We start from the raw sequence: 17,300 nt of genomic DNA, 5'->3' as shown, positions 1-17,300 counted from the left end.
CGGTCATCCCTCTCCCAAGCGGCGCCGCGCCCGCTGCCCCAGCGCCGCCCACAGCAGGAAGGCCAGCAGCACGATGCCCAGCGATGCCAGCACGGCCAGCAGCAACGGTCGTTCGGCCAGGTGGTACCAGAGCAGCAGCCACCAGGGCAACTGGCCGACGTAGTAGCGCTTGCCGACGAACTGGCTGCTCACGCCGCTGCTGCGAATCAGCGCCAGCGAGCCGGCCACTGCGTCGAGCTTGCCGACATCGCCCAAGGTGTCGCGCAACAGGGCGTGATCGTCCGCCGACGAGGCCAGCAGGGCGACCAGGCTGCGCTGCGGATGGAAGGGTGACTGCATGCCGACGATGGCTGCCAGCGGCGCCTGTGCGCCGGCCTCGGGAGCGGCGGTCGGCCGGGCGGTGGCCTGCTGCAGCCAGCCACGCGCCAGGTCGAACAGCGCGTCGAGGTCGGGGCTGTCGTGCAGCGAGGCCGGCCGCGGGCCGAGCAGCAGCAGATCGGCATCCAGGCCCTGGGCCTGCGCCCAGCCGTCGCTCAGGCGCACGCCCAGGGCCGGATAGCCGACATGCGCGGCGATGCCGGCGAGCGCATCGAGCAGGGTGCCGACCTGGACCGCACTGGGTTGCGACGGCACCAGCACCAGCGTCTCCGACAGGTCGGCCAGGCGACTGAAGGGGAAGCCGCTGCGCGCGAAGGCGCGCAGATCGGGCAGCGCCATGTAGTGGTGGAGACCGGACAGATCAATGGTGGAACCTTCGTCGATGACGGCCTGCACGTTCACCGGCAGGATCGTCTGGCAGCGCTCGCGCTGGCTGCTGCCAAGCTGGCTGGCGAAGTTGAAGTCGAAGCGCAGGCTGTTGCGCTCGCCGATCTTCAGCGCCGGCAGCAGCAGCCTCTCGTTCTGGGCACCATCGCCGCCGACCAGCCCGGCCAGCGGCAGTCCGGCCAGCACGCGGCCCGGTTCGCGCCCGACGAGCGGCACGCTGCTGATGAATTGCCCGTTGAAACTGACGCTGAGGCGCGAATCGTCAGCCTGTGTCGGCGTGCTGTAGCGATAGCGGGTACTCAGGGGAATACCCTGGTTGCGCCAGACGAAGAGGTCCGGCGGCAGGTTCAGCTCGAGGCTGATCGGCGGCGGTTGCAGGCCGCTGACCTGCAGCTGCTGCGGATATTCGAGCAATTCGGCGAAACGTACCGGGCGCTCGGTAGTCGCCCAGTTCGGCGCATCGTAGGGCCGACGCGCCGGTAGTGCCGGCAGCCGGTCGAAGGCGACCCGCTGGCCACGCAGCAGTTCGCGGCCCACGGCCAGGGCGGTGACCGCCCTGACCAGATCCTGCTCGTCGCGCCCGCGCACCAGAAGCAGCTTGGCGTAGGGGTCCCGGGGATGGCCGATCATCTCCACCACCGGCCCCTCGACCGGCGGGAAACGCTCCAGGTCGGCCATGAACGCCGGGCGCCGCGCATTGGTGGCGAACACCAGCGCCGGCTGGCCCGGCTCGTGCACTGCCTCGGGCAGTTGCTCGAACAGCACCGGGAAGCTGGCGCGACGCCAGCCGGCCAGGCTGCCGAAGTAGGAAGCCAGAATCGCCGCGGCCTGCTGCTCGCCCAGGGTCGGCGAACCGGCGAACAGCACCGGCAGCACCAACTTGCGCATGTCGCGCTCGTCGAAGAAGGGGGCCGGGAAATGCGCCAGGTCGTTGCTCAGGATCAAGGGCTGCTCGACCAAGGAGATCCGGCTCTGGCGACCGAGGCTCAGCCACAGGGCACTGTTGGCCGGATCCTCGCAGACATCGGTGTAATGGCCGACCAGCTCCAGGCGCAAACGGTTGAAGTCGCCCAGCAGCCGCGGCTCGAGACGCAGTTGCTGGCTGACGCGCTGCCCCGGCTGGGCGCCGGTCGCCGGCAGCACGCCCATCAGCTCGTCGTTGAGGTAGACGCGCAGGTGCGACAGGTTCGGCAGCAGCGAGGGTGAAGGGGTGTAGTCGAGCTGCAGCGTCGCCTCGCTGACCAGGCGGTCGCGGCGCAGGCGGAACTCCAGCTGGTCGCTGTTGCGAATCCCCAGTAGCAGGGAGTCGACCTGCCGGCCCAGTTGCTCGAAGCTGTAGGTGGTGCGCCAGCTCGGTGCCACCTCGGCCCGGGGCGCCGGCTTGGGCTCTGCCAGGCTGTTGCCGATGGCCAGCAGGCACAGACCTGCCAGCCAGAACTTGATCGAAGTTCGATTCTTCATGCTTTCGACACTTCCATGTGCAGAAAAGGTGGAATGGAGGAAGCCGGGAGCGGCGAGCGCGGCAGGAAACTGGACAGCCAGCGCAGCAGCCTCGACACGGGCCGCAGCAGTCGACGCAACCGCCCGGGGGCATGCTCGAACAGCCGCAGATATCCCCTGCCGCCCAGACGGAGCACGCTGGCGACACTGCCGAGCAGGCGCTCCTCGCCGTATCGCTCGGTGCGGTTCAGCCAGGCGTCGGCGCGGGCGAAGGTGCATTGGACGAGATCGATCTGCTGCTGGCGGCTGAGGCCGTCGAAGCGGATGCCGATCTGCCGGCCGAGGCAGCGGCTGAGGGTGCAGGGAAAGGCGAACTCGCGACGCCCGCGCGCGAGCAGCAGCGTGGCCGGCGAGCCCTGGGCCAGCGTCAGGGCCTGCGGCAGCTCGATGCCGGCACCGCCGACCGAATAGTCGCTCAGCAGGCACGGGTAGGCGCGGCCATCGGGCAGGCGCAGAACCGCCTCCAGCACCGCCGTCACCCGGTGGTTCCGGCGTACCTGGCGCACTTCGGCGGACACCGCCACGGCGCCGCCGATGATCAGCAGGTTGAAGAGCACCCACAGGCCGCTGATGAGCACGGTCCCGATCTCTTCGGCGGGACCTTGGAGCAGACGCCAGACGGCGAATCCCAGACCGAGCGCGTTCAGCGCGGCGAGCGTCAGGTAGGGCCGGGCCGTGCGCCAGTCGAACCAGCCGTCCGGGATCAACCCACCCTTGGCGGTGACGTTGAAGGCTCCCAGCTTCGGCGCGAACAGGGCCAGGGTGGTCGGCCGCGCGATGTACCAGGCCAGTACCGTCTCGTACAGCTCGCCCCACAGGATGTGCCGGTAATCGCTCTGCAGGCGCGAGCCGGCCAGGCTGGCGTGGATCATGTGCGGCAGCACGTAGAGCAGGATCATCAGCGCCGGTGCGTAGATGATGTAGGCATGCAGCAGCAGGAACGCCAGCGGCGCGGTGAGGAACACCAGGCGCGGCAGGCCGGCGAGGAAATGCAGCATGGCATTGATGTAGCACAGCCGCTGGAGCGGACTCAGGCCCTTGCCGAACAAGGGATTGTCGGTGCGCAGGATCTGCACCATGCCGCGTGCCCAGCGAATGCGCTGGCCGATATGCGCCGCCAGCGTCTCGGTGGCCAGGCCGGCGGCCTGGGGAATGCGCAGATAGGCCGAATTCCAGCCGTGGCGATGCAGGCGCAGGGCGGTATGGGCATCCTCGGTGACAGTTTCCACGGCGAACCCACCGATTGCCTCCAGCGCCGCACGCCGCAGCACCGCACAGGAGCCGCAGAAGAAGGCGGCATTCCACAGATCGTTGCCGTCCTGCAGCAGGCCGTAGAACAGCTCTCCCTCGTTGGGTTCGCGCCCGAAGGTGCCCAGGTTGCGCTCGAAGGGGTCGGGCGAGAAGAAATGGTGAGGGGTCTGCACGAGCGCCAGTTTCGGGTCGCGCAGGAACCAGCCGACGGTGAGCTGCAGGAAGGAGCGCACCGGTACGTGGTCGCAGTCGAAGATCGCCACCAGCTCGCCATCGGTCACGCGCAGCGCATGGTTGAGATTGCCGGCCTTGGCGTGGCGGTTGTCGGGGCGGGTGATGTAGCCCACCCCGACCTCGGCGGCGAAGCGGCGAAAGCTCTCGCGCCGGCCGTCGTCGAGCAGGTGGATGCGCAGCTTGCCGACCGGCCAATCGATTCCCAGGGCGGCGAACACGGTGGTCTGCACCACCGCCAGGTCCTCGTCGTACGTCGGAATCATCAGGTCCACGGTCGGCCATCGCACCGTGTCGACGGGCAATGGCGCCGGCTTGCGTCGCAGTGGCCTGCTCGACTGGACATAGCCGAGCATCAGCACCAGCCAGGCATAGGTCTCCGCGGCCAGCAGGACCAGCCCCAGGGTCAGATCCAGCGCGCTGTCCCAGTGCAGCGTGGAGTTGTAGCGCCACCACAGGTAGCGGCACGAGACGATCGCCGACAGCAGGATCAGCAGCAGGGTGGGAAAGGTCCCCGGCAGACGCCAAAGAACCATGGCCAGCATCCACAGCAGCAGGCTGAACAGCAGCTGCGCCTGAGAGCCGAAGGGCTCGGTGATGCACAGCAGCGCCAGTGCCGTTCCGAGCAGCCCGAGCACGCCGGCCAGCACGCCCCGCTGGCGGCAGCTCAGACCGGCCAGCACCGTCTCCGTCGCCGTTTCGATGCGGCCGTTCTGCAGACGCCGCCTGAGCCGATCCAGGATCAGCCCATGCCACAGACGCAGCCGCCGCAGCGGAGCCGTGGCACTGTGCCAGAGTCGGTGCCAGACAATGAACCGCGGCAAGACGACCGGGCGAGTCAGCAACAGCCACAGGCCCTGCAGTCCATAGCGCAATGGATCGCCGAGAGTCGGCACCTTGTTCGCCAGGTGCGGGAACCAGCGCCCGTGGTCGCGCCGGACGGCTTGCCAGACCGGCGATTCCAGATGCAATACCAGCCAGGCCAGCGCCTGCAGCACACAAAGCAGCATGGCGGTAGCAGCCGTAGCGCCGCGGCACTCGCGCAGGTAGCGGTACGGCCAGATGGCCGCCAGACCGCGAGGGCGCTCCCCGGGCCGGGCAGCGTCCCTGACAGGATCGACCATGCTCAGCCCCCTGCAGCCGGCTCGACGCCCGCCTTGGCATGCAGCGTCACCCGCTGCTCGGCACTGCCGGTCGGAACTGCCCGCTCGCCGGCAAGCGGCGCACGGCGGGTCAGAAGCCAGGTGGCCAGACTCGCGGCGTCCAGCGCCACCAGGCTGGAGGGGGCGTAATGGCCGACCGGCTGCTTGTGCGCCAGCGCCTCGGGCATGGCCGTATCCAGGTGCATGACCTGAGGCAGCAGACGGCTGGACAGGGTCTGCTGCCAGACCAGCAGCAGATCGCGCTGCAACGTGCTGGCCGGGTCGAACCGGTTGACCAGCAGCAGGCCCTCCGTCATGGGCTGCTGCAACAGGACATGGCAGGCGACATCCGCTTCGAGCAGCAGGATGGACAGGTCGCACGTCCCGAGCAGGCAATGCCCGGGCAGACGCTGGGGCAGATCGAACAGGATCCAGTCGAAATGGCTGGCTAGGCTGGCCTGGCGCCGCGCCCACAACTCCGGCTCCCGGCGCAGGTACACCTCCATCTGCGCCTGCTCCTGAACAGTCAGGCAGCCGTAGGGCAGCAGGTGCATGTGGTTTCCCAGGCACCATGCCGACGCACTCCAGGGATGGCCGTCCAGCGTGGCGCGCGCCCAGCCGTCCTTCTCACCCAGCGGCAGATTGAAGTGCAGGCGCAGCAGGTTCTCCGGACACATGTCCACCAGCAGCACCCGCTCGCCCAGGCCCTCCAGGGCATGGCCGAGCGCCGCCAGCAGCGAGCTGACCCCGACGCCGCCGCGCACCCCGCGCAGCGTCAGGCTGGTAGCCGGAGCGGTCATGGCTCCACCCCCCGCGCCGCCAGCAGCTCGGCCAGCAGCGGCCAGCGCTGCAACGCGAGCCTCAGCTCCTGCCGGGCGGCACAGTCCACATAGGCCAACCCGGGCAGGCGCAGGGCCTCCTTGAGGTTGGCGATATCGTTGTTGCGCTTCATGCGCACTCGGCCATGCATGGCAGACCCTCCGTTCCCTGGAGTCACTGTGGATAAGGCAACCACTCGTTCTTGATGCGGATGTAGGTGGAGCCCTGATAGTCGAGGACCACGGTGCCGGCGTTCTCCGCCACCCGCGGCGTCTGCGGCAACCCGTCGAGCAGCGTGGTCCAGTCGATGCCCTCGGACCCGTCCGCACGCCCCTCGTGCAGGCGGGCGATCAGCTCCGACAGGGCCAGATAGCTGCTCGGCTCGCGCACATGCAGCGGCTCGCCGCGCGGCGGCGCCGACATGCCGATCAGCTTGACCCCCACCGGAACATGAGTGATCGCCGGGCTGGGGATTTCGCGCATGCCGGCGATCTGCATGCGATCGCCGTGCAGCGCCGCCCCGTGCTCGGGCACCAGCACCAGCACAACGCGCCGCCCACTGCGCTGCAGTTCCTCGATGAAGGCGCTCAGATCGTCCAGCAGCTGCCGGGCCCGGCTCGCGTAATCCGCGCGCTGGGTACGCCCACTCTCATGGACCCGGCGGTTGCCGTCGTGCAGGCTGATGCTGTTGTAGAACAGCGCCACCCGCGGCCTGTCGAGGCCCCGGCGCTGCTGCCACCAGCCGCCGAGCACCTCCTGGTCACGCCAGATCGGCGAACCGTCGAAGCCGACCATCCGGTGCCGCAACCGGTTGGTCAGGGCCATCGGCGCGGGCATCCGCCCCTCGGCCTGTACCTCCTGGAGGAAACCGTCGAAGCGGCCATTGTGATTGAGCAGCATCTCGGTGCCGAAACCGAGTGTCTTGAGGTTCTCGAACAGCAGGCACTGCTCGTCCGGCGGCTGGTACAGGCCGGCATGCGAGGTCTGTCCGCAGCTGGCGCGCAGCAGGCGGATCACGGCAGGGCCGCTGTAGGCGCTGGCCGAGTTGAATTCGTCGAAAACGATGTCCATCCGCTGCAGCAGGGGATGGCCGCTCAAGCCCGAGGTCTGCAGGTCGCTCCAGGCCAGCGAGCAGATGTTCAGCAGCAGCAGATCGAAGGGCGCGCTCCCTGCGGCAGCGGGTACGAAATGCGTCCTGCGCCCAGCCTCGCCCCGGTAGAAGCGCTCCAGATAGACGTCCAGAACACGCCCATCGACCGGTTCGTTGCCGGCTGTGCCGGCTTGGATACCCGGCCCATGGCCATCCAGGGGCCCCGTCGCCGCCGTAGCGCCGGCATTCGCCGCCGACGTCAGTCCGGAAGCGCCCGGCAGCGACTGCAACGCCAGCCAGAGCATGCCGATCACGCTGATGCTGGTCAGGCGCAGCCAGGGCGCTAGCAGGCAGTAGGCCACCACCAGCAGCAGGCACAGCCCGAGCAGTTGCCAGTTGACCAGGCGCCCCGCCAGCTCCAGCAGATACTCGGCGGAGAAATCCAGCACGTCGGCCAACGCAGCCAGGCGCTCGAGCGGTGGCAGCCAGGTGTCGTGATAGAACAGCGCCACGGCTACCGGCATTGCCAGCCAGCGCCGCAGCCGCCGCGGCCAGTCATGGCGCAGGGGCAGCAGGAGCACGCCGGCGAAAAGCAGGTTGGGCAGTACGTGAAAGTTCAGCAGCCCCTGCCAGAGCAGCAGGAGCTTCAACAGGAAGTACAGGTTCCAGGCTCCCAGCCCAGCCCAGGCGCTGGATGACTGCACGGAGCCCGGCAGCAGTTGCTCAGCGTGGCTCATGGTCTTCGCTCGCCGGGGCATCCGCCGGCTGACGGCGGCGGACGGGGTGGATCTGCAGATAGCGAGGCGGAAGAAGCCGTTCGACCAGCCTTGGCAGGTGGCCACCCAGATGGCCGAGCAGCAGGCCTAGCGGCAGGGTCAGCAGGATGGTGGCTCCGATCAATTGCAAGGCGTCGGAATAGTTCATGGCGCCCCCAGAACGTTGGGCAGCACTACCTGTCGAGGCGCCGGCAGCAGCTCATGGCCGGCAGACTGAGACGCCGGGGCGATCGCTGCGCTCGGCGGCGCCTCGTTCGGCAACGCCCCAGCGGGCCAGTCCAGCCACAGGGCATCCACACCCGCCAGCACCTCGTATTCGCTGAACAACTCGCGCCAAGGCAGGCGGAACACGTGGCCCAAGGCCATTTCCAGGCCTTCGGACGGGCAGCCGAAAAGGAACAGATACAGCCGCCCACCGCCGATGCAGGCGAAATCGCCGTAGCGGCGCAGCCGGCACTGGCCCAAGGTCTGCGCCACACTCAGCCCCGCTACCGGACTCAACGCCAGGAGCAGATGACGGGCCTCGTCCGACCGTTCGAGAGCGAGGATCTCGCGTACCTGAGCCACGAACTGTCCACCCGGCACCACACCACGCTGCGGCGGCGGCTGTCGATGGCGCAGGAACTCCTCGATGTCTGCCGGCAGACGCCCCCGCCAGAGCTGGCCCTGCACAGTGCCGAGCAGCGTCAGGAAGCGCGGCAGGCGGGTGCCGCACGGCACGACGAGATTTGCCCCGCAGCCCAGCAGCACCTGCTCGTCGGGGCCACGCAGGCAAGGCGCCAGCTCACGGACCACCAGCTTGAGCGCCGCGCCGCGGTGCTGGCGCAACGCATACAGCTGGCGAGCCAGTTCGCCGACGCGATCGTTGCCGGCGATCGCCAGCAGCACGCTGGCAGCCTGGGCATGCATCGCCCTGGCCAGCAGGGCCTGCGGCTCGTCGAACAGTTGCCAGTGCTCGGACAGCGCCGGCGCCCCCTCGAGGATCTCGCGCAGGGCCAGGCACAGCTGCTGGTCGCCGGCGTCCGGTAGCGCCGGCATTCCGGGCTGGACGCGCACGGCAAAGCCTGCGGCCCCCTCCACCAGCTCCAGGGCGCAGCTGCCGCTCACGCCCCACTCGTTGCGCCAGAAATGCACCAGATAATGGATGGCCCCGGTTTGCCAGTACAGTTGTGCAAGCCCAGCCAGATACTCGTTGCACGTCTGCAGGCGAAAATACAGCGCTGCCGAGCCGGCATGGGTCACCACCAGCAGGCTGCAGTCACGCGCGGCCAGCCAGGTACGCATCCGCATGCACCAGGCCTGCAGCCAGCCCTGGTCGAAGCCGCTCCAGGCCTGCGCCGGCACCGACAGCAGCAACAGCCGTCCGCGTGGGCGCAGGGCGCGCTCCAACTCCTTCGGCAGGTCTTGCAGGACGGCGGCTGCCTGATGCTCGGAAAAACTGCAGGAAGCCAGCTCGGTCGGCCCCTGGCGGGCATCCAGCCCCAGGGTCAGCAACTGGGGCGAGCGCCCGCCAACCACTAGCGCGGCACGTGTGCCGGCTCCCATTCCCGCCAGGATCTGGCGGCACAGCCTGTCGGCATCCTCAACCCGGGCGCAGGCCAGCCAGTACAAACTTCCCCTACACAGTTGCGCCAACTCATCGTGCAGTTTCGGAATCGCCAGAGAGAAACGCTGCGCATCGACCATCCTTGGATCGCACATGAGATGTCCCCAATGAGGCACTGCGTGGAGAGGAGACAAAGCCGCCTCCGACCACGAAGGTGCCGGTAAAACCCACTACTTCCTTCCTTGTGTAGTAAATGAAATCAGGCACAGTGCCACTGCTGTAACAGCGCCGTGATATCAAGATAGCCGGTTATCCCAAAAGCGACAGGTAACCCACACAATTTATATGCGCTGTCCCGCCGCTGTCTGTTCGCACAGGTACTGGCGACGCGAAGCCTGCGCTTGCACCCATGGTGCCGCAATGACGGACAAAGGCGCCCGGCAGCGGCGTATGGGCCCATAGCGAGCCATGACCGCTCATTCGGCTCACTGGCGGCCTGCTCTTGGTCAGGCGGGAGCAGCCTCGCCCCCGGGAGAGGCGAAGGGCGGGACCGTGAACGGCTCAGCGCTCGCGCAACGCCTCGGCGCGGGCGCGCAGGATCGGCTTGAGCAGGTAGCTGAGGACGCTCTTCTGGCCGGTGATGATGTCCACCGAGGCGACCATGCCGGGAATGATCAGCAGCGGCTTGTCGTCGCTGCCCAGGTGGCTCTTCTCGGTGCGCAGGTGGATGAGGAAGAAGCTGTTGCCCTCCTCGTCGGTGATGCTGTCGGCGCTGATGTGCTCCAGCCGGGCCTTGAGGCCGCCGTAGATGGTGTAGTCATAGGCGGTGAACTTGACCATGGCCTCCTGGCCGGGATGCAGGAAGGCAATGTCCTGCGGGCGCACCCGCGCCTCGACCAGCAGGGTGTCGTCCAGCGGCACCACTTCGAGGATGTCGCTGCCCGGCTGGATCACCCCGCCGATGGTGTTGACCAGCAGCTGCTTGACCACCCCGCGTACCGGCGAGGTGACCAGGGTGCGGCGCACCCGGTCCTCCAGCGCCTTGCCGCTGGAGGCCAGCTTGGCCAGCTCGGTGCGCGCCTCGTTGAGCTGGGTCAGCGCCTCGCTGCGAAAGCGCCCGCGGGTCTCGCCGATCTTGCTCTCGATCTCCTTGATCGCCGCCTCCGCCCGCGGGATCGCCAGGGTGGTGGCATCCAGCTGGCCGCGGCTCTCGACCTCGGCGCGCTTGAGGCGCAGGACCTCGACCTGGGAGATCGCCCCGGAGGCCACCAAGGGCTCGGACATGTTGATCTCCTGGCGCAGCAGGCCCAGGCTGTTGCGGAACTGCGCCTGCTTGGAGCTCAGCTCGCGGCGCTCCTGACGGCGCTGGGTGAGCTGCTCCTCGAGGCCGGCGATCTCGTCGCCGAGCTGCTGCTGGCGGCTGCGGAACAGCGCCAGTTCGCTGTCGGCCAGCCCCGGGGCCTTCTCCCGGACCTCCGCCGGCACCTCCAGGGCGCGCCCGTCGACCTCGGCGGAAAGACGTTCGACGCGCATGGCCAGCGCCAGGCGCTCGGCCTCGCTCTCGCCGACGTTGGAAGTGAAGCGGGTGTCGTCCAGGCGCAGCAGAGGGTCGCCGGCATTCACCACCTGTCCTTCGCGGACGAACAGCTCGGCGACGATGCCGCCCTCGAGGTTCTGGATCTTCTGCAGGCGCGTGGAGGGAATCGCCTTGCCCTCGCCGCGGGTCACCTCGTCGATGATCGCGAAGTGCGCCCAGGCCAGGCAGAACAGCACGAAGCCGAGGATGCCCCAGATGGTCAGGCGCACCAGCCGCGGCGCGTCCTCGACCAGCGCCCGGCCGACCTCCGGCAGCGGCGCCTCGGATTGCCCGAAAAGGCCGCCGGAGAAGCCGGTGCGCTCCGCGGCGGGCACGCTCGTCGATTGCTCAGCTGACACGGATCTGCCCCTTCTTCAGCGCTTCCATGATGGCCGCCTTCGGCCCGTCGGCGACGATCTGCCCGCGATCGACGATCAGCAGACGATCGACCAGGGCGAGCATGGAGGTACGGTGGGTCACCAGCAGCAGCGTCTTGTCGCCGAGCACCCCGGCCAGCCGCTGGCGCAGGCGCTCCTCGCTGGTGTTGTCCATCGCGCTGGTCGGCTCGTCGAGCAACAGGATCGGCGGGTCGAGCAACAGGGCCCGGGCCAGGGCCACACACTGGCGCTGGCCGCCGGACAGGTTCTGCCCGCGCTCGCCCACCTGCAGCGCATAGCCCTGCGGATGCAGGCGGGCGAACTCGTGCACGCCGGCCAGCTCGGCGGCCTGCAGGACCAGTCCGTCCTCGACGTAGCGCGCACCCATGGTCAGGTTGTCACGCAGGGTGCCGGAGAACAGCTGGATGTCCTGGGCCACGTAGCCGATGTTGTGGCGCAGGTCGGCGATGTCCAGCTGGCGCATGTCGACGCCGTCGACCAGCAGGCTGCCGGCATCGGGCTGATGCAGGCCGACTACCAGCCGGGCCAGTGAACTCTTGCCCGAGCCGCTGCGGCCGATGATGCCGACCTTCTCGCCGGGCCTGATCAGCAGGTTGACGCCGCTCAGCGCGGCCTGCTGCTGGCCCGGATAGTGGAAGTCCACCGCACGGAACTCGAGGGCGCCCTGCAGCGTCTGGCGCTTGAGCGGCTGCTCCTCTTCGCTGCGCTCCTGCGGCAGGGCCAGCATGTCGTTCACCGTGCGCAGCGTGACCCTGGCCTGCTGGTAGCGGACCAGCAGGCCGGAGAGCATGGCCAGCGGCATCAAGGCCCGGCTGCCGAGCATGTAGCAGGCGATCAGCCCGCCCATGCTGAGCTGGCCGTCGATGATCAGGTAGACCCCCGCGACGATCAGCGCCGTGCCGCTGAGCTGCTGCAGCAGGACGGTGCCGTTCAGCGCCAGGCCGGAGAGCATGCGCGCGCGCAGCTCCAGGCGGCTCAGGGCGCCGATGGTCTGCTCCCACAGGTACTGGCGCTCGCTCTCGGCATTGTTGACCTTCACCGCGTCGAGCCCGGCGAGCGTCTCGATCAGGCCCGACTGGCGCTCGGCGGACAGCGCCATGCTGCGCTCCAGGGTCTCGCCCAGCGGCCGCTGCAGCAGCCAGCCGAGCAGCGCGACGAGCGGGAAGGCGAGCAGCGGAATCCACACCAGATGCCCGCCGATCAGCGCGATGACGGCGAGGATCAGCAGGGTGAACGGCAGGTCGATCAGGCTGGCCAGGGTCAGCGAGGCGAGAAACTCGCGCAGGTTCTGGAATTCGTGGATGTTCTGGGCGAAGGTGCCGACCCGCGCCGGGCGGCACTTCATGAGCATGCCGGCGATCCGCTCGAACAGCGTGGCGGAGATGATCAGGTCGGTCTTCTTGCCCGCCAGGTCCAGGCAGAAGCCGCGCAGGGTCTTCAGCAGCAGGTCGAAGCAGTAGGCGCCGGCCACCCCGATCGCCAGCACCCAGAGGGTGGCCTCGGCCTGGTTGGGCACCACCCGGTCGTACACGTTCATCACGAACAGCGGGGTGACCAGGCCGATCAGGCTGATCAGCAGGCTGGCGGCCAGGGCATCGGCATAGAGCCAGCGCGAGCGCGCGAGGGTGTCGCGGAACCAGTGGCGGGTGCGCGGGATCAGCTCCCCACGCTGGGGGTCGAGGCGGTGCCGCGGCTGGGCGAAGAACACCTGGCCGGCGTAGTCCTCCTCGAGCAGCGCGGCGTCGACCGCGACCTCGCCGCCCTCGCTCTCGCTCAGCAGCAGGCGCGCCCGGCCCTGCGCGTCCCAGCCGAGCAGCAGGGCGCTGCGCCCCTCGTGCAGCAGCAGCAGGGCCGGCATGGCCAGTTTCGGGATCTGCCGCAGGCTGCGGCGCAGCCAGCGCCCGCGCAGACCGGCGCGGGCCGCGGCGCGCGGCAGCAACTCGACGGTCAGGCGCTGCCCGGCGAGCGGCAGGCCGGCGCTGAGCATGGCCCGGCTGGCGGGCCTCTGATGCAGGCTGCAGAGCGTCAGCAGGCTGTCGAGCAGGGGATCGTCCCAGCGATCGCGGGGATCGCCACGGCTTTGCGACTGACCGGCGTCGAGCGCCTCCTCGGACTGGCTCATGGCATGCCCCTGCGCGGGTTCCTCAATCAATGTTCGGCAAGGCCACCCGGGCCCGCACGTCGTCCATCGGCGCTGCGGCCATAGGCGCGACCACGCCCTGGCTCTGGATCAGCGAACCCATCACCGCCTTGACCCGGTACTGGCTGTACATCGAGGTGAAGCGGATGTCCTCGCGCCGGCGCGAGGAGGTAAAGAGTTCGTTCTCGCTGTCGAGCAGGTCGAGCAGGGTTCGCTCGCCGATGGTGAACTGCTGCTGGTAGGCATCGCGCACGCGGCGGGCGCGCTCGGCGTACTGCTCGGAGATCGGGTACTGCTGCTGGGCGTTGCGCATGGCGTTCCAGGCCAGGCCGATCTCCTCGTTCAGCACCCGCAGGGTGTTGTTGCGGATGTCCCTGGCCTCGTCGATCTGGTGGGCCTTGGACTGGATGTCGGCCTTGTCGCTGCCACCGTGGAACAGGTTGTAGCGCATGCGCACCATCGCCTGCCAGGAATTGTCGTGGCCCTTGGTGCCGTCCAGGTCGTCGTTGTAGCCGTTGGCCAGCTCCACGTCGAAGCGCGGGTAGTAGGTGGACCTGGCGGTCTGATACTGGGCATCGGCGGCATCCACGTCGGCTTCGGAGGAACGCAGGAAGGGGTTGTTCTGCACCATCTCCTGGCGCGCGGCCAGCAGGTCTTCCGGCACCAGCCCGTTCAGCCCCTCCGGCGGCGCGAGACTCTCCGCCGGCCGGCCGACCACGCTGAAGTAGTTGACCTTGGCGTCCGCCAGGTTGGTCTGCTCGGTGATGAGGTTGTTGCGCGCCTGCGCCAGGCGCGCCTCGGCCTGCTCCTGGTCGGCCATGCGCCCGACGCCGCGGGCGCTGCGCTGGCTGATCTGCTCGTAGACCCGTTCGTGGCTGCGCAGGTTGTATTCGGCCAGGCGGACGAATTCCTGGCGCCGCAGCACATCCAGGTAGACCTCGGCGGTCTTCAGCGCGGTGCGCTGGGAGACGCCCATCAGCTCCAGGGCCCGCGAGTTCACCGTGGCCCGCTGACGCGCCACCTCGCTGTCGGTGGCGAAGCCGTCGAACAACATCTGCTGCAGGCTCAGCGACGACTCGCCGCGGGTCAGGGTCTTTCGATGGTCTCCGTCGCCGCGCGTGGTCGGGTTGTCGGAACCCTCCCAGCCGTAGCCCATCAGCAGGTCCACCTTGGGCAGATAGCCCCCCTTGGCCGCCTTCAGGCGCTCGTCCACCGACAGCCGGGCGTTGAGCGCCGACTGGACTTCCGGATGGTATTCCAGCGCACTGCGCATGGCTTCCTGCAAGGTCTGCCCGCTGGCCGGGAGGGAAATGGCCAGTGCCAGGGGGAGAAGGGCTGTGAAACGCTTCATGCTTGGGATTCCTTTCAAGCGACCGGCTGATTTCGCCTGGCAGGACGGGTGAAGCGAAACGTCAGCCAAACCGGCTCGCTTTAGGGTCCTGCGGCAGCACTGATATCACCAAGATGCCAGACTGATATTGAAGTGACATATTAGCCCCTATTGTTTAGGATCACTGCTGCCAGGGTCAATACTTTGGCAATATCAATTCGCCAGGAACCGATGTCGTCACTTTATTGACTGCAGTCATTGAAATACGTCAGTCCCGAGCGTAAAGGCCATTCCAGCAAGCGCATGGAGCATCGGTATGAGCAGTGCAGTTGCCGTCGTCAAAAGCGTCACAGGGCAGGTTTTCGTCCTCACCACGGAGGGCATCAAGCGGCCGCTCTTCGAAGGGGAACGGCTGCTGCCGGGCGAGCAGATCCTCACCGGAGCGGATGGCTCGGTGGTGCTGGAACTGGCCAACGGCGAAACCCTCCGGCTGGGCAGTTCCAGCACCTGGCAGGCTGTGGCGCAGAACGACGAAGACACTGAGCAGGCGACCGATGAGCCCGCCTCCGATCTGGAGCGGGCGATCGCCGAGGGCTTCGACCCGACCACCGGACTCGAACCCACCGCCGCCGGTCCGGGCGCCACGGGCGGCACCAACGCTTCGGGGGGCGGCCATACCTTCATCGTCCTGAGCGAGACGGGCCAGCAGCTGGACCCGATCATCGGCTACCCGACCCTGGGCATCGGCAATGCCTTCGAGGGTCCCGTGGAACGGGACCTGCTCGACCAGCCGGACGAGGACGAGACACAGCCTGTACCCGCCAACAATGCCCCCTCCGCCGCTCCCGACAGCTTCACCGTCGCCGAGGATGGCAGCGTCGCCATCGACGTGCGTGCCAACGACAGCGACCCGGACGGCGATCCCCTGACCGTCACCGCGGTCGACGGCCAGGCCATCGCCGAAGGCCAGACCATCGAGGTCGACAACGGCCGCGTCACCCTGAGCAACGGCCAGCTGCTGTTCACCCCGGCCCCCGACTACAACGGCCCGGCGTCCTTCGAGTACAGCGTCAGCGACGGCGCCGCCACGGCCACCGCCACGGTCAGCGGCAGCGTCATGCCGGTGAACGATGCCCCCCTCGCCGCTCCGGACAGCTTCACCGTCGCCGAGGACGGCAGCGTCGCCATCGACGTACGCGCCAACGACTCCGATCCGGACGGCGACGCGCTGACCGTCACCGCGGTCAACGGCCAAGCCATCGCCGAAGGCCAGAGCGTCGAGGTCGACAACGGCCGCGTCACCCTGAGCAATGGCCAGCTGCTGTTCACCCCGGACCCCGACTACAACGGCCCGGCGTCCTTCGACTACACCGTCAGCGACGGCAGCGCCACGGCCACCGCCACGGTCAACGGCAGCGTCATGCCGGTGAACGATGCTCCGCTCGCCGCCCCGGACAGCTTCACCGTCGCCGAGGACGGCAGCGTCGCCATCGACGTGCGTGCCAACGACTCCGATCCGGACGGCGATCCCCTGACCGTCACCGCGGTCGACGGCCAGGCCATCACCGAAGGCCAGACCGTCGAGGTCGACAACGGCCGCGTCACCCTCAGCAACGGTCAACTGGTATTCACCCCGGCCGCCGACTACAACGGCCCGGCCACCTTCGAGTACACCGTCAGCGACGGCAACGCCACGGCCACCGCCACGGTCAGCGGCAACGTCATGCCGGTGAACGATGCCCCCCTCGCCGCCCCGGACAGCTTCACCGTCGCCGAAGATGGCAGCGTCGCCATCGACGTACGCGCCAACGACTCCGATCCGGACGGCGACGAGCTGACCGTCACCGCGGTCAACGGCCAGGCCATCGCCGAAGGCCAGACCGTCGAGGTCGACAACGGCCGCGTCACCCTCAACAATGGCCAACTGGTGTTCACTCCAACCGCCGACTATAACGGCCCGGCCGCCTTCGACTACACCGTCAGCGACGGCAACGCCACGGCCACCGCCACGGTCAGCGGCAGCGTCACCCCGCTGAACGATGCCCCCGAAACCTTCGACAGCGTCGCCAGCGGAAACGAGGACAGCGAGGTCCCGGTCACCCTCTCTGGCACCGACGCCGACGGCGGCGTCGCCTCCTTCGTCATCCAGTCGCTGCCGGAAAACGGCACGCTGATGCTCGGCACCACCGTGCTGGCCATCGGCAGCGTGGTGCCGGCCTCCGGCAATGCCGCCACTCTCACCTTCGTGCCGAATGCCGACTGGAACGGTGAAACCAGCTTCACCTATGCCGCCGTCGACAACGACGGCCTGACAGACGCCAGTCCGGCAACGGCCACCATCAGTGTCCAGCCGCTCGGCGAGCCACTTATCGAAGTGCCCGACGGCAACAGCGCACTCGCCGGCGACGCCAGCATCGCCGAGAACGCCGGCGAGCCGGTCACCGGCAGCTTCAGCGTCGCCAGCGAGGCCGGCATCGCCAGCCTGCAGATCGGCGGCACCACCCTGACCCTGGCCCAGCTGCAGGCCCTCGGCAGCACCCCGGTGACGATCGACACCGCCAAGGGCCTGCTGACCCTCACCGGCTTCGACGGCAGCAGCGTCAGCTACAGCTACAGGGTGGACGGCGCCCAGGACCACAGTGCCGGCGACACCAGCGTGCTCGACTCCTTCGCCCTGCTGCTCACCGACGCCAACGGCCAGACCGCCAGCGACAGCCTGGACATCCTGATCACCGA

Annotated in this window: 11 protein-coding genes; 1 reads left to right on the top strand and 10 read right to left on the bottom strand. The window is 68.5% G+C overall.

The annotated features are described in order from the left end of the window. Positions 1-3: 3 nt before the first annotated feature. The 10 genes from bcsB to EV691_RS02155 form a co-directional block, all read right to left on the bottom strand. A complete protein-coding gene (gene bcsB, locus EV691_RS02200; protein WP_131299004.1) occupies positions 4-2,226 on the bottom strand; it encodes a cellulose biosynthesis cyclic di-GMP-binding regulatory protein BcsB in 2,223 nt (740 codons plus the stop codon). Beyond that, positions 2,223-4,871: a UDP-forming cellulose synthase catalytic subunit gene (bcsA, locus tag EV691_RS02195; protein ID WP_131299005.1), complete on the bottom strand. Its 2,649-nt coding sequence runs from the start codon at positions 4,869-4,871 to the stop codon at positions 2,223-2,225. Before bcsA ends, bcsB begins: the two co-directional genes overlap by 4 nt. Before the next feature lie 2 nt (positions 4,872-4,873). Beyond that, a complete protein-coding gene (gene bcsQ / locus EV691_RS02190; protein WP_131299006.1) occupies positions 4,874-5,689 on the bottom strand; it encodes a cellulose biosynthesis protein BcsQ in 816 nt (271 codons plus the stop codon). Continuing rightward, the gene (gene bcsR / locus EV691_RS02185; protein ID WP_242672567.1) at positions 5,686-5,841 is read right to left on the bottom strand and encodes a cellulose biosynthesis protein BcsR; all 156 of its coding nucleotides are present in this window, start codon (positions 5,839-5,841) and stop codon (positions 5,686-5,688) included. Before bcsR ends, bcsQ begins: the two co-directional genes overlap by 4 nt. A gap of 41 nt (positions 5,842-5,882) precedes the next feature. Next, positions 5,883-7,535: a cellulose biosynthesis protein BcsG gene (bcsG, locus tag EV691_RS02180; protein ID WP_131299008.1), complete on the bottom strand. Its 1,653-nt coding sequence runs from the start codon at positions 7,533-7,535 to the stop codon at positions 5,883-5,885. Then, on the bottom strand, positions 7,522-7,722 hold the full coding sequence (gene bcsF / locus EV691_RS02175) for a cellulose biosynthesis protein BcsF (RefSeq protein WP_131299009.1): 201 nt from the start codon (positions 7,720-7,722) through the stop codon (positions 7,522-7,524). Before bcsF ends, bcsG begins: the two co-directional genes overlap by 14 nt. Then, positions 7,719-9,275 carry a cellulose biosynthesis protein BcsE gene (gene bcsE, locus EV691_RS02170; RefSeq protein WP_131299010.1) on the bottom strand — a complete coding sequence of 519 codons (1,557 nt, stop codon included), beginning with the start codon at positions 9,273-9,275 and terminating at the stop codon, positions 7,719-7,721. The genes bcsF and bcsE overlap by 4 nt, the downstream gene beginning before the upstream one ends. A 406-nt stretch (positions 9,276-9,681) precedes the next feature. Further along, the gene (locus EV691_RS02165) at positions 9,682-11,031 is read right to left on the bottom strand and encodes an HlyD family type I secretion periplasmic adaptor subunit (RefSeq protein ID WP_131299031.1); all 1,350 of its coding nucleotides are present in this window, start codon (positions 11,029-11,031) and stop codon (positions 9,682-9,684) included. 13 nt (positions 11,032-11,044) lie between these two features. Beyond that, positions 11,045-13,216: a type I secretion system permease/ATPase gene (locus EV691_RS02160; RefSeq protein WP_131299011.1), complete on the bottom strand. Its 2,172-nt coding sequence runs from the start codon at positions 13,214-13,216 to the stop codon at positions 11,045-11,047. A gap of 22 nt (positions 13,217-13,238) precedes the next feature. Next, a complete protein-coding gene (locus EV691_RS02155; RefSeq protein WP_131299012.1) occupies positions 13,239-14,585 on the bottom strand; it encodes a TolC family outer membrane protein in 1,347 nt (448 codons plus the stop codon). Positions 14,586-14,880: 295 nt separating this feature from the next. Here EV691_RS02155 and EV691_RS02150 point away from each other — a divergent pair. After that, positions 14,881-17,300: retention module-containing protein (locus EV691_RS02150; RefSeq protein ID WP_131837551.1), on the top strand; the 2,420-nt coding region annotated here is incomplete at its 3' end.

It is taken from the genome of Azotobacter chroococcum (assembly GCF_004339665.1).
Lineage (GTDB): Bacteria > Pseudomonadota > Gammaproteobacteria > Pseudomonadales > Pseudomonadaceae > Azotobacter > Azotobacter chroococcum.
The sequence above is the reverse complement of the archived record's forward strand: the minus strand, read 5'-3'. Positions and strand labels throughout refer to the sequence as shown.

What these genes read in the sequence shown, in the direction of transcription:
- bcsB (WP_131299004.1), bottom strand. Translation starts at nt 2,226, where the DNA reads ATGAAGAATCGAACTTCGATCAAGTTCTGGCTGGCAGGTCTGTGCCTG.
- bcsA (WP_131299005.1), bottom strand. Translation starts at nt 4,871, where the DNA reads ATGGTCGATCCTGTCAGGGACGCTGCCCGGCCCGGGGAGCGCCCTCGC.
- bcsQ (WP_131299006.1), bottom strand. Translation starts at nt 5,689, where the DNA reads ATGACCGCTCCGGCTACCAGCCTGACGCTGCGCGGGGTGCGCGGCGGC.
- bcsR (WP_242672567.1), bottom strand. Translation starts at nt 5,841, where the DNA reads ATGAAGCGCAACAACGATATCGCCAACCTCAAGGAGGCCCTGCGCCTG.
- bcsG (WP_131299008.1), bottom strand. Translation starts at nt 7,535, where the DNA reads ATGAGCCACGCTGAGCAACTGCTGCCGGGCTCCGTGCAGTCATCCAGC.
- bcsF (WP_131299009.1), bottom strand. Translation starts at nt 7,722, where the DNA reads ATGAACTATTCCGACGCCTTGCAATTGATCGGAGCCACCATCCTGCTG.
- bcsE (WP_131299010.1), bottom strand. Translation starts at nt 9,275, where the DNA reads ATGTGCGATCCAAGGATGGTCGATGCGCAGCGTTTCTCTCTGGCGATT.
- EV691_RS02160 (WP_131299011.1), bottom strand. Translation starts at nt 13,216, where the DNA reads ATGAGCCAGTCCGAGGAGGCGCTCGACGCCGGTCAGTCGCAAAGCCGT.
- EV691_RS02155 (WP_131299012.1), bottom strand. Translation starts at nt 14,585, where the DNA reads ATGAAGCGTTTCACAGCCCTTCTCCCCCTGGCACTGGCCATTTCCCTC.